At 55.0% G+C, this 19,852-nt stretch carries 21 protein-coding genes and 2 tRNA genes; 10 read left to right on the top strand and 13 right to left on the bottom strand.

Going from position 1 to position 19,852, the window contains the following annotated elements; translation table 11 throughout:
* Positions 1-3: 3 nt before the first annotated feature.
* The 4 genes from ABIE64_RS08290 to ABIE64_RS08275 all read right to left on the bottom strand — a co-directional run bounded on the left by ABIE64_RS08290 (position 4) and on the right by ABIE64_RS08275 (position 3,450).
* Positions 4-1,071, bottom strand: coding sequence for an ABC transporter permease (locus tag ABIE64_RS08290; RefSeq protein ID WP_110252306.1), 1,068 nt, complete (start codon positions 1,069-1,071; stop codon positions 4-6).
* Between the two features lie 15 nt (positions 1,072-1,086).
* Positions 1,087-2,676 (bottom strand): ABC transporter substrate-binding protein, encoded by a 1,590-nt coding sequence (locus tag ABIE64_RS08285; protein WP_354377107.1) that lies wholly within the window; start codon positions 2,674-2,676, stop codon positions 1,087-1,089.
* Positions 2,677-2,964: 288 nt separating this feature from the next.
* Positions 2,965-3,041 (bottom strand) — tRNA-Asp (locus ABIE64_RS08280).
* Between the two features lie 332 nt (positions 3,042-3,373).
* Positions 3,374-3,450 (bottom strand) — tRNA-Asp (locus ABIE64_RS08275).
* 268 nt (positions 3,451-3,718) lie between these two features.
* Here ABIE64_RS08275 and ABIE64_RS08270 point away from each other — a divergent pair.
* A complete protein-coding gene (locus ABIE64_RS08270; protein ID WP_063093381.1) occupies positions 3,719-4,057 on the top strand; it encodes a hypothetical protein in 339 nt (112 codons plus the stop codon).
* 67 nt (positions 4,058-4,124) lie between these two features.
* On the opposite strand, the gene ABIE64_RS08265 is transcribed toward ABIE64_RS08270, so the two are convergent.
* The 3 genes from ABIE64_RS08265 to ABIE64_RS08255 all read right to left on the bottom strand — a co-directional run bounded on the left by ABIE64_RS08265 (position 4,125) and on the right by ABIE64_RS08255 (position 5,941).
* Positions 4,125-4,673 carry a hypothetical protein gene (locus ABIE64_RS08265; protein WP_007091655.1) on the bottom strand — a complete coding sequence of 183 codons (549 nt, stop codon included), beginning with the start codon at positions 4,671-4,673 and terminating at the stop codon, positions 4,125-4,127.
* The gene (locus tag ABIE64_RS08260; protein WP_007091654.1) at positions 4,673-5,167 is read right to left on the bottom strand and encodes a response regulator; all 495 of its coding nucleotides are present in this window, start codon (positions 5,165-5,167) and stop codon (positions 4,673-4,675) included. The genes ABIE64_RS08265 and ABIE64_RS08260 overlap by 1 nt, the downstream gene beginning before the upstream one ends.
* Positions 5,168-5,446: 279 nt before the next feature.
* On the bottom strand, positions 5,447-5,941 hold the full coding sequence (locus tag ABIE64_RS08255; RefSeq protein WP_354377106.1) for a deoxycytidylate deaminase: 495 nt from the start codon (positions 5,939-5,941) through the stop codon (positions 5,447-5,449).
* A 310-nt stretch (positions 5,942-6,251) separates the two neighbouring features.
* On the opposite strand from ABIE64_RS08255, the gene pyk reads away from it, so the two are divergent.
* From pyk to ABIE64_RS08240, 3 genes are all read left to right on the top strand, one after another.
* A complete protein-coding gene (pyk, locus tag ABIE64_RS08250; RefSeq protein ID WP_007091652.1) occupies positions 6,252-7,676 on the top strand; it encodes a pyruvate kinase in 1,425 nt (474 codons plus the stop codon).
* A gap of 345 nt (positions 7,677-8,021) precedes the next feature.
* Positions 8,022-9,494 carry a DUF2336 domain-containing protein gene (locus ABIE64_RS08245; RefSeq protein ID WP_354377105.1) on the top strand — a complete coding sequence of 491 codons (1,473 nt, stop codon included), beginning with the start codon at positions 8,022-8,024 and terminating at the stop codon, positions 9,492-9,494.
* A 5-nt stretch (positions 9,495-9,499) separates the two neighbouring features.
* Positions 9,500-10,438: a hypothetical protein gene (locus tag ABIE64_RS08240; protein WP_007091650.1), complete on the top strand. Its 939-nt coding sequence runs from the start codon at positions 9,500-9,502 to the stop codon at positions 10,436-10,438.
* 38 nt (positions 10,439-10,476) lie between these two features.
* Here the strand turns inward: ABIE64_RS08240 and ABIE64_RS08235 are convergent, their stop codons facing one another.
* The 3 genes from ABIE64_RS08235 to ABIE64_RS08225 form a co-directional block, all read right to left on the bottom strand.
* Positions 10,477-10,791, bottom strand: coding sequence for a ribbon-helix-helix domain-containing protein (locus ABIE64_RS08235; protein ID WP_007091649.1), 315 nt, complete (start codon positions 10,789-10,791; stop codon positions 10,477-10,479).
* Between the two features lie 102 nt (positions 10,792-10,893).
* On the bottom strand, positions 10,894-11,475 hold the full coding sequence (locus tag ABIE64_RS08230) for a DJ-1/PfpI family protein (protein WP_037987738.1): 582 nt from the start codon (positions 11,473-11,475) through the stop codon (positions 10,894-10,896).
* 165 nt (positions 11,476-11,640) lie between these two features.
* A complete protein-coding gene (locus tag ABIE64_RS08225) occupies positions 11,641-12,606 on the bottom strand; it encodes a mechanosensitive ion channel family protein (RefSeq protein WP_354377104.1) in 966 nt (321 codons plus the stop codon).
* 244 nt (positions 12,607-12,850) lie between these two features.
* Here ABIE64_RS08225 and ABIE64_RS08220 point away from each other — a divergent pair, with 244 nt between their 5' ends.
* Entirely contained in the window at positions 12,851-13,750 is a 900-nt protein-coding gene (locus tag ABIE64_RS08220) for an OmpA family protein (protein ID WP_354377103.1), read from the top strand.
* A 173-nt stretch (positions 13,751-13,923) separates the two neighbouring features.
* Positions 13,924-14,565: a hypothetical protein gene (locus ABIE64_RS08215; RefSeq protein ID WP_007091645.1), complete on the top strand. Its 642-nt coding sequence runs from the start codon at positions 13,924-13,926 to the stop codon at positions 14,563-14,565.
* Positions 14,566-14,648: 83 nt separating this feature from the next.
* On the opposite strand, the gene ABIE64_RS08210 is transcribed toward ABIE64_RS08215, so the two are convergent.
* Positions 14,649-15,092, bottom strand: a complete 444-nt coding sequence (locus tag ABIE64_RS08210) for a CoA-binding protein (protein WP_052268409.1) — start codon at positions 15,090-15,092, stop codon at positions 14,649-14,651.
* A 208-nt stretch (positions 15,093-15,300) separates the two neighbouring features.
* Between ABIE64_RS08210 and ABIE64_RS08205 the strand changes: the two genes are divergently transcribed.
* Positions 15,301-16,182: a protein-methionine-sulfoxide reductase heme-binding subunit MsrQ gene (locus ABIE64_RS08205; protein WP_354377102.1), complete on the top strand. Its 882-nt coding sequence runs from the start codon at positions 15,301-15,303 to the stop codon at positions 16,180-16,182.
* Here the strand turns inward: ABIE64_RS08205 and ABIE64_RS08200 are convergent.
* A complete protein-coding gene (locus ABIE64_RS08200; RefSeq protein WP_063093385.1) occupies positions 16,154-16,789 on the bottom strand; it encodes a LysE family translocator in 636 nt (211 codons plus the stop codon). The genes ABIE64_RS08205 and ABIE64_RS08200 overlap by 29 nt on opposite strands.
* Before the next feature lie 87 nt (positions 16,790-16,876).
* Entirely contained in the window at positions 16,877-17,686 is an 810-nt protein-coding gene (locus tag ABIE64_RS08195; RefSeq protein ID WP_037987736.1) for an enoyl-CoA hydratase, read from the bottom strand.
* A 155-nt stretch (positions 17,687-17,841) separates the two neighbouring features.
* Here ABIE64_RS08195 and ABIE64_RS08190 point away from each other — a divergent pair, with 155 nt between their 5' ends.
* From ABIE64_RS08190 to ABIE64_RS08180, 3 genes are all read left to right on the top strand, one after another.
* On the top strand, positions 17,842-18,744 hold the full coding sequence (locus ABIE64_RS08190; protein ID WP_354377101.1) for a hypothetical protein: 903 nt from the start codon (positions 17,842-17,844) through the stop codon (positions 18,742-18,744).
* Between the two features lie 206 nt (positions 18,745-18,950).
* Entirely contained in the window at positions 18,951-19,289 is a 339-nt protein-coding gene (locus ABIE64_RS08185; protein WP_156962635.1) for a hypothetical protein, read from the top strand.
* A complete protein-coding gene (locus tag ABIE64_RS08180) occupies positions 19,289-19,852 on the top strand; it encodes a hypothetical protein (protein ID WP_354377100.1) in 564 nt (187 codons plus the stop codon). Before ABIE64_RS08185 ends, ABIE64_RS08180 begins: the two co-directional genes overlap by 1 nt.

Genomic DNA, 19,852 nt, shown 5'->3' with positions numbered 1-19,852 from the left:
AACCTATCTCCGTGCGCGCGGGTCAAGCAGGCGATAGAGCACATCGGACAGCATATTGACCCCGATGAACACCGCACCCACGACGACGGTACCACCCAGAACCGCGTTCATATCGGCATTGAGCAGCGAATTGGTGATGTAAAGACCCAGTCCCGGCCAGGCAAAGATGATTTCGGTCAGAACCGATCCTTCGAGCAGGTTGGCGTAGGACAGCGCAATAACGGTGACGAGGGGCACCATCACATTGCCAAGGGCATGACGCCAGATGATGCGGGTTTCGGAAATGCCCTTTACCCTTGCGGTCAGGATGTATTCCTGGCTGAGCTGTTCAAGCATGAAAGAGCGGGTCATGCGCGCAATATAGGCCAGTGAAAAATAGGCAAGAATCGAAGCCGGAAGAATGATGTGCGACACGGCATTCCAGAACAGGTCCATGTCGCCTTCGATCAGGGTATCGACCAGCATCAGACCGGTGGTCGGTTCGATGAAATCGACATAGAAGGCATCCAGTCGGCCCGGACCCGCAACCCAGTCGAGTTTCAGGTAAAACACCAGAAGCCCCATCAGGCCCAGCCAGAAGATCGGCATCGAATACCCGGCAAGCCCGATGATGCGCACGATATGGTCGGGCCATTTGCCCTTGTTGATCGCGGCAAAAACACCGGCCGGAACGCCAAGGAAAACACCGATGACGGTGGCAAGGGTGGCCAGTTCCAATGTGGCGGGGAAGACGCGTTTGATGTCTTCGAGGACCGGGTTTGATGTCAGAACTGACGTTCCGAAATCACCCTGGACAACATTGCTGATATAGACAAAGAACTGCTGCCAAAGCGGCAGGTTCAGGCCCATTTCTTCTTTGACGCGCTCATAGACCTGTTCGGAGGCATGATCGCCGACAGCGGCCAGTACCGGATCGATTGGCAAAACGCGCCCGATCAGGAAGGTGACCAGCAAAAGTCCGAAAAAGGTTATGGCGAGCGATGAAGCAATACGCACAAGGTTTGCGCCCGTGCTGGAAAAGAGACGGGCGCGTGTGCGCCCGTCCCGTGATTTTCGCGTAGCTGCGGTCATCCGACCGTTGCCTCCCTAGTCCTTGGTGACAAAACGATAATAGTTGTTATCGAACGACGGACCGAGGACGAAATTGTTCACATTGTCCCGCATCGCGGCGATTTCGGTTTCCTGGAACATGATTACGAACGGGCCGTTTTCGAGAACCTTTTTCTGAAGGTCCACATACATTGCAGCACGTTTTTCGCCGTCACGTTCAAGAATGGCCTTGTCGACCTCGGCGGTCATGTCACCCGGGTTCCAGGAGTTACGCCATGCAAGCGGCTTGGCCGATGCATCGTCGGAATTGTCGGGGTTCCACGCGAAGGTGGAGGCGTTGGTGTGCGGATCCTGATAATCCGGGCCCCAGCGACCGATATAGATATCGTGCTGGCGGGCGCGGTATTTGGTCAGGGTCTGTTTGTTATCACCCGGAATGATTTCCAGATTGATACCTGCCTGTGCCCAGGTCGCCTGGATCGACTGCGCCATCGACATCACTGCCGTGGTGTTGCGCGTATCCATGGTCACCTTGAAGCCATCGGCAAGGCCAGCGTCGGCAAGCAGCGACTTGGCCTTTTCGATATCAAGCGAGTAGGGGTTTTCGTTATAGGCACCAAGGAAACCTTCGGGCAGGAATGCCTGATGGGTCTGGGCGCGGCCCGCCATGATGGTTTCGGTAATGCCATCATAATCGACGAGATATTTAAGCGCTTCGCGAACTTCCGGTTTGGACAGGAATTCGTTTTTCTGTGACAGGCCAAGATACCAGAGTGCGCCTTTGCCTTTGGACAGCAGCTTGATGTTTTCGTCACCCTTGACCGAGGCAAGCTGATCGGCTTCGAGGTTACGCGCAATATCGATATCACCTTTCTGCAACAGGAGCTGCTGGGAAGCGGCTTCCTTGACGTTGCGAATGATGACGCGCTTCATGGCCGGTGCGCCGTCCCAGTATTCCTCGTTCGCCGTCAGGCTAAGACTTTCGCCCGGGGTCCATTTGTTCAGGACAAACGGACCGGAACCGGCATAGTTGGTTTTCATCCATTCAGCGCCCAGGTCGCCGTCCTTTTCATGTTCAAGGACGAGTTCCTTGTCGACAACAGCGCCCACGCCCGAGGTCAGACAGTACAGCACGAAGCTAGGCGCATAGGGCTTATCGACTTCCATGACCAGCGTGTTTGCGTCGGTCGCGCGAATCCTGTCCTTGACGTTGTCGGCGGTAAAGCCGAACTGGCCGAGAATGAAGGCCGGGGACTGATCCATCAGGACGACGCGTTGCAGCGAGAAGGCCGCGTCTTCGGCGGTCAGGTCGTTGCCCGATGCGAATTTGATGCCGTCGCGAATCTTGAAGGTAAAGGTCAGGCCGTCTTCGGAGACGTCCCAGCTTTCGGCGACGACACCATAAATTTTCGAGACGTCGTCATTATCAAAGCCAATCAGGCGGTCATATGTGTTGCCAGCATATTCCAAGGCGGTAAATTCGAACATCCCGGCCGGATCGAGTGTGATGAGGTCGTCGATGGCAAATGCCATGACGAGGGCATTTTTAGGGGTTTCGGCCTGTGCCGCCATTGGTGCGGTAGCCAGTGCGGTTCCCAGAACCAGCCCTGCGATCAGTTTGCGCATTTTGCGCCTCCCGTTTTGTTGCTTGTTGGATCAACAGGTCATTCTGTGTGGGGCGACCTGTAGGATCTTCGACTAGAACCTGTAGAGCGAAGCATAAATTATACGATTAATCAATGACCAGACGGTCAGGAATGCCCAAAAAACACGCAAGATATTGTGTGGTATCTTGCCTGTTCACGTTTGGGTTGTGATGGTCTGGTTGGTGAGGGGCAGGAGATGGGAGGGGGCCTGATTTCAGGCACAAAAAAAGCCGCTGTTAAAGCGACTTTCCGTACTCTTTAAAAAGAGTGGCGCGAGTGACGGGACTTGAACCCGCGGCCTCCGGCGTGACAGGCCGGCGCTCTAACCAACTGAGCTACACCCGCTTGGTGTGGCGCGGTTTATATAAGGGGTGGTTCGGTCTGGCAAGGGCTTTTTTTCAAAAAAATGAAGCCCTGATTGGTCAGGGTAAAGGGGGCTTTGCAAATGCGTTGAAAACCGGGAGACGAAATGCTTTGGCGGTCGTGTGGTCGCGCCGTTTTCGCGCAGCACGGGATGGGAAAATCGACCTGCCTGTTTTTTCGACGTGTTGCGTATGAGCGATGGACGCCACGTCGCTCGTCGGCATGTCGGTTCGGTACGAAAAAGGGGATGAGAAACAAAAAAACGCCAACGGCGAACCGTGGCGTCTTTTTTGAACTTTCCATCAGGTGGAAAGTGGCGCGAGTGACGGGACTTGAACCCGCGGCCTCCGGCGTGACAGGCCGGCGCTCTAACCAACTGAGCTACACCCGCTCGGTGTGTGGCGCGGTTTCTAACAGCAGGTCCGAGGGGGCGCAAGACCTTTTTTGATCGTGTTCGATACTTTTTTAGCTGTCGCCACCATGGCGCGTTTTGTGTCGTGCAAAATATATCCTTGAGGTGATGGATATCTGCTGAAGATTGTTTCCGGGACCTGTTTGATGCTGATCAAAGTACAGGTCGGTAAGCAGATGTAAAAGTTTGGGATGATTCAAAAACAGGGTGCGGGGCCCTGACGGGGAATAACCGAAGCGGGGGCTTCATGGGGAACACGATCCTTGCCGTGCTTGATGATATAGATGCCGGGTTAAAAGCCGATCTTGCGACGAGATCAAACGCGATATCGTCTGCAATCCGCCCCAGAGGCGGCGTGACGTGCGATATGCGGATCGTGCGCAGCCTGATTTTGCTGTGGAGTGGACAGAACGCCGCCTTGGCAGGGGGGAGTGATGAAGTCCGTCAATGGATCATGGATCAGCTGCCCGAAATTACCGAGCGGCTGGAGAGGATCGAGGCGCGCATGGAGCATGCCATTGATGACAATGAGCGTGACGCGGCGGGACAGATCATGCTTTTCGCGGTGAACGGGAACGCACGGTGATGGCATGCATCGTCAGCATCCCTGTCCGATGCGGGCAAAGGCCTTTGATGGCTGGTTTGCTGGCAGGCTATTCGCGTGGCAGCTCGTAGCGTTCGGCAAGCTTGGTCAGTGCAGCAACGGTTGCCTGTTCGACGGTGGTGCCAAACCCGGTGACGCGGCTTGCCAGAATGACGTAAAGAGAATCAATATGAAGCTGAATGACAAGAAGCTGCTTCATATTGGCGGTGGTCCGGTCTGCGACAAAGATTTCAAGTGACTTTGCGATCTGTGTCATCAGCGGATACTGGAATGTTCCACCCAGTGCCTTCACCGAATAGGCAAGGTCGGCACTGTTTTCCAGCGCGGTTGATGCCTTTGAATTATCGCTGATGGCGGCAACGACCAGTTTGCGGCAGTCGGCAAGGTCCTTTCCTATATCGCGAACAAAGGTTTCCGTGCTGCGCTGGACGACCTGCTCAAGTTCGTCGAGCTGTTGAGGGGATAGATTGATGTCAAAGCCCTTGACGAAATTGACCGTACGTCGCTTCAGATCCGTCTGAGGCGGAATGATCTGGGCTTTTTTCTTTTTCTTTTCGGGCGTCACGATTGCTCCGGTCCCCCAGTCAAAATGGGTCATTAATCATCGGGGCTCCGTCTGTCGGGGCCGTCGAAGGCGACCTGTCTGCGGCGGCGATCCGGCCCGAAATAGGTGCCGGTATTGACGAAATGCCGCGGACGGGTGATGACCGATACCAGTCTGCTATAAAGTGCCTTGGCATTGAACGGTTTGGCAAGAAATTCCGTGATGCCGAGGTCACGCGCAGTGGTGACGTATCGCTGCTCCGAATGTGCTGTCAACATGATTACCGGAATGAACCGGTTGGGCGAATTGACCGAATTCCTGAGAACATCAAGGAATTCAAGGCCATCCATCCCGCGCAGACGCCATTCGGTGACGATGATATCAATCTGCTGGGTCCGGAGAACCTCGAACGCATCGTTCGGGGAGCGGACACGCTGCACGGCTGTCGCACCAAGATACGAAAGTGTATCGAAAACTACCTGGGCCGAAATCTTGTCGCCATCGACGACCAGAAAACTGATTTTACTGAAATCGATCTTTGCGCTCATTCGGCCTTTTATCCTGTGCGTCGTCACGGTCCCGGTCCTTGTTCTGGTCAGGGCCTTTTTTCGCGTGATGATCGTACTAGCGTGATCCTAATTGCTTATACCTTTGTCTGATTAGCAGCAAGGCTAAAGCGGCGTTTTGTCAGCTTGGAATTCTGACAAATACTGACGCCTAACCTTGTGCAGATATTGAACAAACGACGTTTACGTTCTTTTTGTTCATGCTCATGATCCCACAGATCACCCTATATTGGGCGGGTCTGCAAAATTAAAAGGGCAAGATCAGGAATGATCGGAAACGGTGTCGGGCAGGGGTTCGGTTGTGCCTTCTTCGTCAATGACCTGAACGGCCACGCCCGCCTCGCCAAACATTTCGGTCGAGATGGTCATGTCCTGCTGCCAGCGTTCAAGAAAATCGGTGGTCAGTTTGCTTTTATCGACAAATACTTCGGCGATGCCGGCCTGAATGATGGCGCGCGCGCAGTCACAGCAGGGGAAATGGGTGACATAAAGCGCGCAGCCATCAAGCGATGTGCCGGTGTAGCTGGCATTATAGATCGCATTGCGTTCGGCATGTTCGGTATAGGCGTATTTTTCCGGGCGTTGATGGCGGCTTTCGACATTGTCATCGACGCCGCGGGGAAACCCGTTATAGCCAACGGCGCGAATTTCTTTTTTCGGGCCAATGACAACCGCGCCGACCTGGGTGCTACGGTCTTTTGACCATTCGGCAATATGGGATGCCAGTCCCAGGAAGCGATGATGCCATTTGCTCATTTGTCCGATCCCCGATGTGTTCGCGCACGGTTGTAAATGTGCGGTTATCAAAAGCGATTGCCGGGCAGGGCCGCCTGCCAGCAATTGATTGCTGCACTGCTTCTTTAAAGGAGTGCCTGCTTGTAATTGTCCAGAGAAAAATCACATTTTTGTAAAGGCATTTAGCGAAAAGTCCCTGTTCAAACAGGGCTTGATTGACTATTAAGGGGATACCCCCAGAGAAAAATCAGGACGTCTCGACGCCTCGCCGGGAAGCTATGGCCGAAGCGGAGAGACCCAATGGAAACCAAAAAACAAGAGGTAAGAGCCGATGCGCCGACAACGTAAGGCGAAGATCATCGCAACCCTGGGGCCAGCGAGCTCTCATCCGGAAACTCTGGAAAAGATCGTAAGGGCGGGTGTTGATGTATTCCGGCTGAATTTCTCGCATGGTGAACATGCAGAGCATCAGGCGCGTTTTGAAACAATCCGTGAAGTCGAGGCCAAGCTTGGCCGTCCGATTGGCGTGCTGATGGATTTGCAGGGGCCAAAGATCCGCTGCGGTACCTTTGCCGACGAAAAGATCGAACTTGAAGCCGGTGCGACCTTCCATTTCGATATGGACAAGAAACCGGGGGATAAAACCCGCGTTTCATTGCCCCATCCCGAAGTTTTTGCAGCACTCAAGCCCGGTGCGAACCTGTTGCTTGACGATGGCAAGCTGCGCATGCGGGTGGAAAAATGCGATAGCAAATCAGCCGAGTGCACCGTTATTACCGGAGGGCCGCTGTCGAACCGCAAGGGCGTTAACCTGCCCGACGTGATGCTGCCGATGTCGCCCCTGACCGACAAGGATCGTATTGATCTGGATTACGGTCTTGAGATGGGCGTTGATTTCGTCGCTCTTTCATTCGTCCAGCGTCCCGAAGATGTTGCCGAGGCGCGCAAGATCATCAATGGTCGTGCGGCAATCGTTTCCAAACTGGAAAAGCCGCAGGCGATTGAGCATCTTGATGAAATCGTGGCACTTTCGGACATCATCATGGTCGCACGTGGCGATCTGGGTGTTGAATGCCCGCCGGAAGATGTTCCGATCCTGCAGAAACGCATCATCAAGGCGTGCCGCGAAGCTGGCAAGCCGGTGATTGTTGCGACCCAGATGCTGGATTCGATGGTCAGCAACCCGGCCCCGACCCGTGCCGAAGCATCCGACGTTGCGACCGCCATTTATGACGGTGCCGATGCGGTGATGCTGTCAGCCGAAAGTGCGGTGGGCAAATATCCGATCGAAACCGTCAGCATCATGGACCGGATCATGATCCGGGTGGAGCAGGACGAACTTTATTATCGTCTGCGCGATGCCAACCGTCCGGATCCCGAGCATAATGCGCCGGATGCGATCAGTGCTGCGGCCCGTCAGGTTGCCGGAACGATTGGTGCCAAGGCGGTCGTGACCTATACCACGTCGGGTTCAACGTCGCTTCGTGCGGCGCGTGAACGCCCGGAAGTTCCCATCCTTGGACTGACGCCGAAAATCCAGACGGCACGCCGGATGACGTTGTGCTGGGGCGTGCATGCGGTCTTTACCCGTGATGCGACCAACTTTGCCGAGATGGTCGGCATTGCCTGCGAGGTGGCCAAACGTGAAGAGTTTGCTGCGGCTGGGGATTCGCTGGTGATTACCGCAGGTGTCCCGTTTGGGACCCCGGGGGCGACCAATATCCTGCGCATTGCGTGGTTGTCCGCGAAAAACTGATCAGACTATTGCGTGACGAAACGAGACGGGCGGCAACAAGCCGCCCGTTTTTTTGTGCGAGAGTTTCGCGATGTTTGAAATACCGGCCATACCGCCGGATAGTGGTTTGTATTGTTAATGTTTTTTTGAGTGTTTGCCGTGATAGTCAAAGTGTTCTGACCTGTATCCTTGGTATTTCCGAGAAACGGTCATGACCATGAGTTTAAAAGGTTTTTGGCTCTTGTATTGTTGTTTGGGGTGGATTGCTTTGCTATAAGCGATCCAAGGCCAGATAAAAAATGTTGGCGTTGCAAGGGGTTGACGCCGATTTGCCGAAAGGCAGGGGACAGGGGAATTACTGCGATAATGCTGAACTGGATGTTCAATCGGCAGAAATCGAAGGATGACGGCGCGCTTGACGACAAGTCGGCGGCGAAACTTCGTGATCTGGCGGAAACGGTCCGGAGCATCGCGCCAGACGAGTTTGGCGCGGCCGAACAGGCAAATTCGCGTGCCCCCCGTATCCCGCGTAAAAAAGATTCCGATGGTCAACTGGCGCAAAGTGGCCTTGATTATGCCGCGCGCCTGTCGGCCGACCTTGCCGATGATGACGAAGATGAAGACGGCCAGCCGGATTTTGACAGCGACGTCCGCATGGATGTTGCGCGCCGCCTGCGCCGTCATCTGAATGATCTTAGCCCGTCCGAACGCCTTGATATGGTCGAGGAATTCGTAACGGCGATCGGCAATATGGCCGATTGTTATCGCCCGCAGGTCATTGCCCTGATTGAGCAGGAACTGAGCCATACACCTTATATGACACGCCAGGCCGCGATGCGTTTGCGTCAGGATATTGCGGCGATTGGCCGGGTGTCGCTTGGCGAATATGTCGAACTTTTAAGCGATGCCGATTTCCTTGATATTCTGCGTGGGCGTGGCGAGTTTGTGCAAACAGCCGCCGAAAAGCTGGAAGCCGAACAGGAGGCCGCGGCACAGGCACGTCTGGCACGGGATCGTTCGGAAAAGGAAAAGGGCGGGTTGCTTAACCGGTTGCTGTCATCGGATGACGCGCCGCGCAATGTGGTGGCCCTGACCCCGAAATTCGGCAGCAGGAAGGAAGACGCCAGCAAGACGCCGCATGATGAAATGGCGGATGGTCGCAACAAGATTTCCCGTCAGGCGCAGCGCCGTGTGGCGCATTTCATTCTGGCATCGTTGTTCGACACGCTGGTCGAACGCGGTCGCATGCGGGCCGAAGTGGCACGCGCCATGCGCCAATCAGTGCGCCAGCGTATTGAAAAAGCAAAGTTCGAGAGTCGCATTGTAAGCCGCACGGCACCGGTTCCGGTGGAACATGAGTTTGACGATGTGATGCATGACGATGCGGGCGAGCAGGGCAGACCGGTCGAGCCGGTCACCATTGATCATTACATTCTTGATGCGTTGTCGCGTAACGAAGACGCGCTGGTGGTTCAGAGCCTTGCGCATTATGCGCAGATGCCTGCTGCAATCGTTTCCAAAATCCTTGATTCGGGAAGTGCGCGCGCCATTACCGCCCTGGCCTGGCGCGCGGGTATGAGCGCCCCGTCGGCGGTTGTCCTTCAGATGAGTGCTGCGATCCCCGAAGACAGCATCGAGCGCCCGGCGGCGGGGGGCCGTTATGCCATGGCATCGACGGATATGGATTGGTATATCGATTTCTTTAACGAGCTTCAGCCTTCCGGACCGCGTGGTCGTGCGGCGGGTACGACGGCTGTGGCATCGCCGCACGGTTCCGAAAAATCTGGTCGCACACGCCGCTTGCCGGATGAACGACCCCAGGGGCCGAAGGGAGAGTAAACGGGATGCGCAAGGATCTCGGAATCTCCTATGACGGGCTGAAATATGCCCTTTCCATCAAAGATAATTATCGCAGTGGCGAACCGTTGACCGTTACCGGGGCAGGGGCGCAGCAGCGGCTTCTGATGCCGGAGCATTTGCTGAGCAATGATCTGGCATTGATGCAGTATGATGATCCGCTGGCACTTGCGGTGATTGCAACCAAGGATCCGGAAAGCCCGATGGCATTGGCCGCAGCGATCCGTATGGGACCGCACGCCAAGTGCAAGGAACTTATTACCGGCGTTTTTGAAGTGGTGTCAGAAGCAACCAAGCATGAACTGGTGGCCGATTGCGCCAAGCTTCTGTCGCGGAATGCGTTCAGCCCGGAAGCGTTCCAGTTGGTTCGCAACCGCGCAAGCAACCATGTTGTCGAAATTCGCGAAGCCTATCGCCGGGCGATGGCGGGCAATTTGCGCGCGCTTCTGGATGGCAAGATGGCCGCGCGCGAATTTGTCGAGGAATTCATCGAACTGGCATCCCATGGCAATCTGCGGATTGATATCTATCGTCGTCTGGTGATGAAGCTGATGCGTTCCGACGCCGTGCGTCCAAGTGTCAAATTCATGCTTCTGGAGCGGCTTGATAAATTTCCGCAGATGGTCAAGCTGCAGATTGTTAACGAGGTTAACTCTGCGCCGGATACGCCGGAATACCAGACCCTGAAACAGGAACTGCGCTGGATCTACGAAAGCAAGGCACGGGAAAAGACCACGCCAGAAGCGCCGGAAACATCGAAAAACTGGTTTGGCGGTTCGTCACTTGATTACGGTGCCGCAGCTGGGCTTCAAAGCCGCAATGCGATCATCAAGCCCCAGCAGCCAACCCTGAAACGGCAAAGCGTTCCGTCGATGATGGCCAGTGGCGGGTTCAGCTCACGTGAAATTTCATCCTGGCTGAACTGATTTAAGCCAGACGTGCTGCAACACCCGGCAATGCCTGTTCAGCCCGCCAGACGACTGGCGGGTTTTGTTGTTTCCGGGTGCGTGGCCAAGCCTGCCTGATGTTCCAGATAAACCGTGCAGACGACGCGCAGAAGCGATGCGAAATTGGGAATATCGCCGCGCTGGCTGACAACTTCATCATGCAGTTTGCCAAGAAATTGCGGGGTGCTGAAGCCTTCGCCCGCGGCGATTTCATCAAGGATCTGCCAGAATCGCTGTTCAAGGCGGACACTGGTTACAACGCCATTGATGCGCAAAGATCGACTGACGGACTGATAGAGTTCGGGGTTGGTGCCGGAATAGATCTGACACATGATGACGACCTCTCCTGTTTTTGCCACCGACGATGGAACGTCGGTGGCTGGTTACAGGGTCATGGTCCGGCAAACCGTGCCGAAAGGCAATCGCCGATTGTTCTAGAGGCTGATTTCAGTCCCAAGCAGGGTCAGGAAACCGGCCAGCCATTTTGGATGTGCCGGCCATGCCGGTGCGGTGACAAGATTGCCGTCGATGCAGGCATCATCAATCGCGATTTCAGCATAAGTCCCACCGGCAAGGCGTACTTCGGGTGCGCAGGCCGGATAGGCAGATACACGGCGATCTTTGAGGATATCCGCCGCAGCAAGAATTTGCGCACCGTGGCAGACCGCGGCAATCGGTTTGTCGGCATCGTTGAAGTCACGAACCAGACGGATGACATCCTCGTTTAAGCGCAGATATTCCGGGGCGCGCCCGCCGGGGATCAGAAGGGCATCATAGTCCTGCACCCGGGCTTTTTCGAAATCGGCATTCAGCGCAAAATTGTGCCCGCGCTTTTCGCTGTAGGTCTGATCGCCTTCGAAATCGTGAATGGCGGTCGCAATCGAATCACCGGCTTTTTTGTTGGGGCAAACGGCGTCAACCGAATGACCAACTGCAAGCAGCGTCTGGAACGGAACCATGGTTTCGTAATCTTCGGCATAATCGCCGACCAGCATCAGGATTTTTTTCGCTGACATTATTTTATCCTCCCGTTTGTTGTGATCTGAAAACTATAGATCATGGCAGGGATCAGCGGGTAACAGCGGGCTACTACGCGTCAAAACGGGCGAAACGGATTGCGTGAAACGAAAAAAGACGGCCCGGATGGGGCCGCCTTTGGCAGATCAAATTTTTATGACAAATCAGCTTTTGGTGGTTGTTGATTTGCTGGCAGTGGGGTTTTTGGCTGCCGTCGCCTTGGTCGCCGGTTTTGCTGCCGTGCTGCGTGTTGCAGGCTTTTTCGCCGGGGCGGCCTTTGTCGGAAGGGCCGTTGATGCGGTTTCGACACCTTCTTTGATATGCAGGTCGCGCTGCGGGAAGGGAATCGCGTAACCGGCGGCTTCAAGTTCCGTTTTCGAACGACGGCTGAGATCCCAGAAAGTCGCCCAGTAATCGGGCGTGCTGGTCCAGCCGCGTGCTGTCAGATCGACAGAGCTTTCGCCAAGGTTGGCGACGAAGCTCATGGGTTCGGGGTCCTTTAGAACGCGCGGATCGCTTGCAACCAGATTTTTAAGGAAATCAAGTGCGGCATCGACATCATCGTCATAAGAAATACCAACCTTGATATCCAGACGACGGGTCGGATTGCGCGAATAGTTTTTGATCGCGCTGTTCCAGATTTGCGAGTTCGGAGCGGAAACATAGACCCCGTCTGCCGTTTTGAACAGCGTCGTGAACAGGGTGATTTCAACCACGGTGCCCGAAACCGAACCCGCTTCGATGAATTCGTCGACTTTGATTGGTCGCAGGATCAGGATCATTACGCCAGCGGCAATGTTGGACAATGTCCCTTGCAGGGCCAAGCCGATAGCAAGACCGGCGGCACCAAGTACGGCGATGATGCTTGCGGTCTGGACGCCGAAATTCGACAGAACGGCGATCAGGACAAAGATCAGTATCAGGTAGCGCACAATGTTTGCGGCAAGGGGTTTGATCGTCGCGTCGACAAATTTTGCATTCTTCAGGGAATGGCGGACCAGGGCGGAGGCGCGACCAGCGACCCACCAGCCGACAATCAGAATCAGAACCGCACCCAGCAGATCCATCCCGAAGCCCAGCGCAAATGCCTTTAGCATTTCGGCAATCGTCGCCATATCTGTTTCCATCATTTAAACCTCACTTGCTCAGAGATTGTATGTGCTGCTAACATGGGTTGTAGTATAAAGCCCACATACTAGCTTATGATGCTTCAGCATCGCAGGTTTAGGCGATCTTGAAAAGTGACCTCAAAGTACCACCTGAACCTAGTGTTATGGAACTTTTCGTATTTTCGGTCGTTTAGAGACATAATATGACCATCATTGGTGATATTGTAGGTTACTGAATAACAACCTGAACTATAGGGGCAAAAACATGCAGCTTCGTCCGTCTTTTATCTGTGCTATCGGGGGCATCGCCCTTCTTAGCGCGTGTAGCAGTGTCGACAACTCGGGTACGGCCGTCATGTACGGTGGTAACCCGCTGACTTATGGCAACTCCGTCAACAGTGCGGTTACCGGTGCAGAGCCGACCACCGCGTTCGGCAAGGCACTTAAAGCCGAATATATCGCATACGCACAGCGCGAAGCCGATGAATGGTACGATTTCTTCGACGCCGACTTCTTTGCGAAGAAAGCAGGCAAGGTCGCTGAAAACGAAACGATTCTTCCGGAAGATCCGGCCAACTGGCGTTTTGACGCCGAAGAAATCGCACAGAAGCGCGCAGTTCGTGATGAACTGATCGCTCTTCTTGACGATGGCAAGCGTGAAGCAAAACCGGATACGGCCGCAATTGCGCAGGCTCGTTTCGATTGCTGGATCGAAGAAAGCGAAGAAGGCTGGCAGACCGATCTGATCAGCCAGTGCTGGAAAGATTTCGAAGCCGCAATGGCAGAATTGCGTGCGGAAGAGCCGAAAGAAATGGCACCGGAACCGGTTGCAGCCGCGCCGCGTCTGTTCACCATCTTCTTCGACTTTGACAGCACCGCGATCACCCCGGTTTCCGAGCGTGTTCTTGATGCCGCTGCCGAGCAGTGGGCGTCGAGCATGAGCAACGTGACCGTCGTTGGCCATACCGATGCGTCGGGTGCGGCTTCTTATAACCAGGGGCTGTCGGAGCGTCGTGCTTCTTCGGCACTGTCAGAGCTGACCAAACGTGGTGTTAAAGGCGACATGGTTGACAGCGAAGCTGTTGGCGAGAGCGATCTGCTTATCCCGACTCCGGATGGTGTTCGTGAACCGCGTAACCGTCGCGTGACCATCTCGATCGACTAATCCGCGATCGTTTACCAAATCTTCGGCAACGGGGTGGCATGATGCCACCCCGTTGTTTTTTATGGATAGTCGATTAAATACAGATTTAATCCTGTGAATAACGGTTGAAATTGGACGTAATACACCTAATGTCTGCGGGATATCCGAGCCGCGAAAGGGAGAGACGGGGGAAGATGATCAGAAATTTGTGCCGTTCATTGCGCGGTGCCGGTATCTGCGCGATGGCCGTTGTTATCATGGCCGGAAGTTTTGCCCGACCAGGGGCTGCTGCAGATAAAACGCCACCAGTACCATTTGAAAAGCTTTATGCCGCCGAGCGCGGTGACGGCAAGTATCTTCGTTTCAATGCCTTTTCGGGCGAAATTCCGGGCAAGCGGATCAAGGCACTTTTGCGGTCCGGTCAGGTCATCGGTGATCGCATCCTTCTTGCCGAGGACGTCGCTGTTTATTTCCCGGACGGTTATATCGTCCAGTCACAGGTTCGTTTTGGCAAATATATTCCCCGTCCCGGTCTGATTGCCGGTGCTGTTGCCAAACGTGACCATCTGATCGAAAACCCGCGCTATGCGCTTGTCGGGCAGTTTGACCAGATTCTTGGCAAGGAATGCGCCCGTACCGAATATGCCAATGGCTTTGCTGCGCTTCGGATCAAGTCCGATGGCGTGATGTCGCTGGTGATGGAAACGTCGGGACTTTACGATCCGCTGGTTGACGAAGCGACGACGACCTACACGGTGACCAGTGCCGTGCAGCCGGATTTCATCGGCAATCAGGGGCTGGTTCCCGATTTGATGAAAATGTGCGGTCGCGGCTGATTTCGGCCTGCTTGGTATGAAATGAAAGGCACCGCCATCACGCGGTGCCTTTTGTGTTTTTGGCGTCGGTCCGGCGCGCCGTGTCAGGCGACTTTCCAGTCCGGGGCGAAAAGACGGGGGATTTCGATTGCCGGGCAACGGTTCATCACGACATCAAGCCCGGCATCCTGCGCGCGGGTGGCACCACTGATGTTGATGACGCCAAGCTGCATCCAGACGGATTTGGCACCAATCGCAATGGCCTCGTCAATCACACCACCGGCATCCTCGCTATTGCGGAAGATATCGACCATATCGACCGGCTCAGGAATATCGCCAAGGGTTGCGAAGACCTTTTGACCGTGGATTTCACCGCCAGCCTGGCCGGGATTGACCGGAATGACGTGATAGCCGCGCGATAAAAGGAACTTCATCACACCGTTTGACGGGCGTTCGGGTTTCGGGCTGGCACCGACCAGCGCAATTGTCTTGGTACGTTCAAGCAATGCCTGCGTGGCATTGTCGTTGGGATTTTCAAAATCGCTCATGTCATCTGCCTTTGGTTTGCGATGCGGCATCGTTATGTCTGTATGATACATAAGGTTTTGATCTGCTGCTGCAATCTTCTGGCGTCGGGATTATGTGATGCCGCGACGCTCGCAGAAAGTTGATGGCAAATTTAACTGACGGATTGAACGAAACAGGGTTGAGTAGGGGATATATTGCCCATTACCCAAAACACCAAAGGTATCCCGCATGTTTCCATGGCTTGATCCGTCCGGCAGATTTTCGGTTTTTAAGCTGACCGTGTTTGTGCTGCTGCTTGTGCCGGGCTGTTTCATTCTCTGGCCGGTGATTGCCGAAGGCGGGGCGACCATTCCGGTCAAGGAGGCGATCCTTGAAAGCGGTGATTGGGCGATCCGGATGTTGCTGATCTCGCTTCTGATCACGCCGCTTCGCCGGATTATACGTGCCAGCAAGCTTGTCCAAATTCGCCGTCAGGTTGGTTTGGCGGCGTTGGGATATGCCTTAACCCATCTGTTGTTATATATGCTGAGCCAGTCATGGGATGTGCTGCGTGTGGCTAATGAAATTCTGGTGCGGATTTATCTGTCCATCGGCTTTGTTGCGCTGACGGGGCTTGTCATTCTTGGGATGACATCGACCAAATCAGCCATGCGCAAGCTTGGCGGGAACTGGACCCGGTTGCACAAGATCAGTTATGGCATTGGCGTGTTGGCGGCCCTGCATTTCTTTATGCAGTCAAAGATCGATGTCAGCGAAGCGACCCTGATGTCGGGATTTTTTGTTGCACTTATGCTGTATCGCGTGGCGCATGCGCGTGACTGGTCGTTGAGATCACCGTTCGTTTTGGTCTCAATCGCGGTTCTGGCCGGGCTGGTAACCGCAGGGATTGAATATGCGTGGTACGGGCTTGCGACCGGTGTGCCGCCGTCGGCGGTTCTGGTCGCCAATCTGGATTTCATGTGGCCGTTGCGACCAGCATGGAATGTGTTGCTGTGCGGATTGGTTGTCGCGGTGATCAGCCTGTTCGGGCGAGATGCGATCGGCCGTGAATGGCTGGGCCAGATCGCATCATCCCTGTCGGTCAGACCGCAGCGTTCGCGCGGCGGGTAAGGGCGGTCAGAAGGCCCGCACCGATCATGACGGCACCGCCTGCACGGGTCAGGCGCAACATGGCGGTCGGTTTGCGGAATTTTTCGCGCAGGGCACCGGCCATGATTGCCCAGATCGCAACATTGACCGCCGCCAGCGAGACAAAGGTTGCGGTCATAATCACGAATTGCGGCAATATGGGCATCGAGGCATTGACGAATTGCGGCACAAAGGCAATGAAGAACACGATGCCTTTGGGGTTTAAGGCCGTCACGATATAGGCCTGCAGGAACATGCGTGATGGTCGGTTGCGTTTGGCATCCGGGTTATCTTCCAGTGCGCCCGGTTTTTCGCGCCACATCTTGATGCCAAGATAAATCAGATATCCCGCGCCGCATAATTTCAGCACCGTAAACGCATTTGCCGATGCCGCCAGCAACGCACCGGCACCGGCCAGCGAAACCGTCATCGCGGTCAGGTCGCCCAGCGCAACACCCGGAACCGTCGCCCATGCGGTCTGGCGGCCCTTGCCAAGGGCATAGCTGACCACCAGCATGATGGTCGGACCGGGAATGGCCAGCACGATTGAGCAGGCCAGAACGAAGGTAAGCCAGATTTCCAAATTCATCATTCCCCTCCTTCGGGTGATTTTCAGCAATTATCAAGCCAGAGCCGACGGGGGAAGTCGAGGGCAAAGTAACGGGCGATATCGCGCCTATTCATGCCGCCATTCCGGATGGCGTTTTTCAACGAATGCGCCGATCCCTTCGCGGGCATCGTGTTTTTGCATGTTGTCGGTCATCACCCCGGATGCATAGGCATAAGCGTCGGACAATGGCATTTCGAGCTGGCGGTAGAATGCTTCCTTGCCCAGTTTTACCGTCATGCCCGAACGTGATGCGACGCGTTTGGCAAGGTCGTCAGTTGCGGTGATCAGGTCGTCATCTTCGACGACATCGGAAATCAGCCCCATCTGCCACGCGGTTCGGGCATCAATCGGGTCACCGGTCAACAGCATGCGCATGGCATGTTTGCGCGATACATTGCGGCTGAGTGCGACCATCGGGGTCGAACAGAACAGCCCGATATTGACGCCGGGTGTGGCAAATTTTGCAAATGTTCCGGCAACGGCAAGATCGCAGCTTGCCACCAGTTGGCAACCAGCCGCGGTCGCCACGGCATGAACGCGTGCGATCACCGGCTGGGGCAGGGTGACAATCCGCATCATCAGCGCGCTGCATTGGGAAAACAGAGCTGCATGGCCGTCGCAGGTGGAAATGCCGTTCATTTCCTTAAGGTCATGACCGGCACAAAAAGCCGGACCGTTTGCTGCAAGGATCACACAGCGAATGGCAGGATCGCCTGCGATCTGATCCAATGCCGTGTGCAGAGCCGCCATCATCGCCCCGGAAAGGGCATTACGGCTTTTGGCGGCATTCAGGGTCAGGGTTGCGACCGGACCCTCGTCCTTGCGCAGGACAAGGCTGGTTTCATCTGTGTGGCTGTTGGGCGAGTTTCTGGTCATTTATGCCTCCCTGTGATGGCGCGCACTGTATGTTTTTTACTTTTACGTCAATATACTGTCGTTGTAGAATTTCACGTCCCGGTTTTGTTGGAAACCAAAAATACCACAATAATGATCCTGACCTGTGGGGCGGTCCCGTTTATGGGCAGTGGGAAATGACCGACGACGAAAAACGTAAACCACAGCGGGCTCCTGGTCGTTTTGTCACGACCAAGGAAATCGTTAAAAAGCGCCAGCCGGTTTCGCCGGTCGCCAAGACGAAAATGAAACGCTATGACCGTAAGGAGGCCATAGACTGGGACATGGAACGTCAGCGCGCCGAGGCACGCGCCCGGTTGTTAAGCCGCGGGTTTGACGTTCCCGAAATCCTTCAGCCCCGCCGACCGGAAAAGGATCCGGATAACCCGGATGTCAGCGCCCCTGATCCCGATATGGCGCGTGATATTTCCGGGACGGCAATGGCGGGACCGAAACCCGCCGCGCCGAAAAAGATAAAGCCGGTTACCGCAAATGATCTGCGCAGTACCGGTAAACCGGGCGACAGGCCGAAACCCAATCGTCACGTCCTTGCCGGAAATGCCGCCCTGTATCAGGCCCAACCCAATGGGGCGCAGGCAAATGCCGCGCAGGAAGACCCGCGGGGCGGGGATGACGGGACAGGAAGTGCGTATAGGGAATATCTGGAAAGTCTGGGCGATGGGGCGCAAACCGGCCTGGATATGCATAACGATATTGCCGGTCGTGTAGATGATCTGAAATCCACATCGCGCAATGGATCTGGCAATATCGATCTGCCTGATAACAGTGCAAACTGGCTTAGTCAGGAAGAAGCCCGTCGACTTAATGCCGGCATCGTATCGCCGGCACATTCGGCACGCGTGGGCGGCCGGAAAGCCACCAAGCAGCGCCGGGCCAACAAAAAAGCAACGGAACGCAGAAATGCTTTGGCGCTTGATAAAGTCCTGCCGAAGCTGGGTGCATATATGGTTGCAGCCATTGCTGTCGGCTATGTTCTGGTGCTGGTTTATACCGAGCTTGGCAAATTGATCAGCGGATAGCGCAAAGACAATCCAGGATAGAATATCAATTCCTGAACTTTGCCTCAAACCTGCCTAAATGTGGGGACTATTATACCGTGTTGCACGCTTAAGCGTGTGACAGGGGATTTTATGATTCGTAATTATGCGTAATGGGGAGAGTGCAAGACGAAGGGGGAACCCTGTATTGGCTGGTAAGGTATGCCGGGTAAGGCAGGGGCTGGAATGTGACATTAACCCTTGTTGCAGGAGACGGCGGAGGTAGCGCCGTAGTCGCCATGAAAAGTGACGTAAAAGGTCAGGAAGACCGCCACCCGGTTTACCTTCCGGAAAACCGGTATCACTGGGCGTCCAACGATGAAGTGGACAAGCCCACAGTTATCCTGCGTGGTCCGGTCAGGCCAAGATTTGAACGACCCACATCCGATATCAATTCCAATTTCGATCTGAATGACTGGTTGCGGAAAAAATTACCGCGCGCCAGTGCATCCCTGATTGTCAGTATCGTAATTGCGAGTGTGATCCTCGCGACCTATTCAGAACTTGCGGTTCTGTTATCACGATGATGGCACGTATATCAGGGGTGGATCGCGCGGCGCCAGCGCGTCTGGTGTCGGCCGGTGTCCGCCGTCGGGCGCACATGCAGGGCATGGATAATAACCAGCCAGATGGTAATATATCGGGGGTGCAGGACCCGATTGATCCTAACCCGGATCAGGATGCCCGCGACAGTGATCCGCGCGAAAGCGGGGAGCAACCCAAAAAACCAAATCCCATTACCGCAGCGACCGAAACGATATCCGAAGACGGTAAACCGTTTGCTGATTTCATTTCGATCCTGACGCCCTTTGGACACCGCTCCGTTACCCAAGATGGTGACGAGACGATGCATTCCAAGCTCCCACAAACCCGGCCCGGTGTGTTTTCCGAAGCCTTGCCGGGGCATCCACCAGAAATTCCTGTCCACGCAAATGCGCTCAGGCCGACTGCATTGTCTGGGGCTGCCGTGAAGCGGCGTGGAGTGGAAAAGTGGTTGCCCAATATCGGATCCTTCCTGATTACGGTCATTGTGATTTTGGCCGTGATCTGGATAACGGTGATCGAGCTTTCGTCAATTCTTGGCGGATAG

The organism is Thalassospira sp. MBR-102, assembly GCF_040549275.1.
In the GTDB taxonomy this organism is placed as follows: domain Bacteria; phylum Pseudomonadota; class Alphaproteobacteria; order Rhodospirillales; family Thalassospiraceae; genus Thalassospira; species Thalassospira xiamenensis.
Note: the sequence above shows the minus strand (reverse complement) of the source record. Positions and strands in the feature narration are given on the sequence as shown.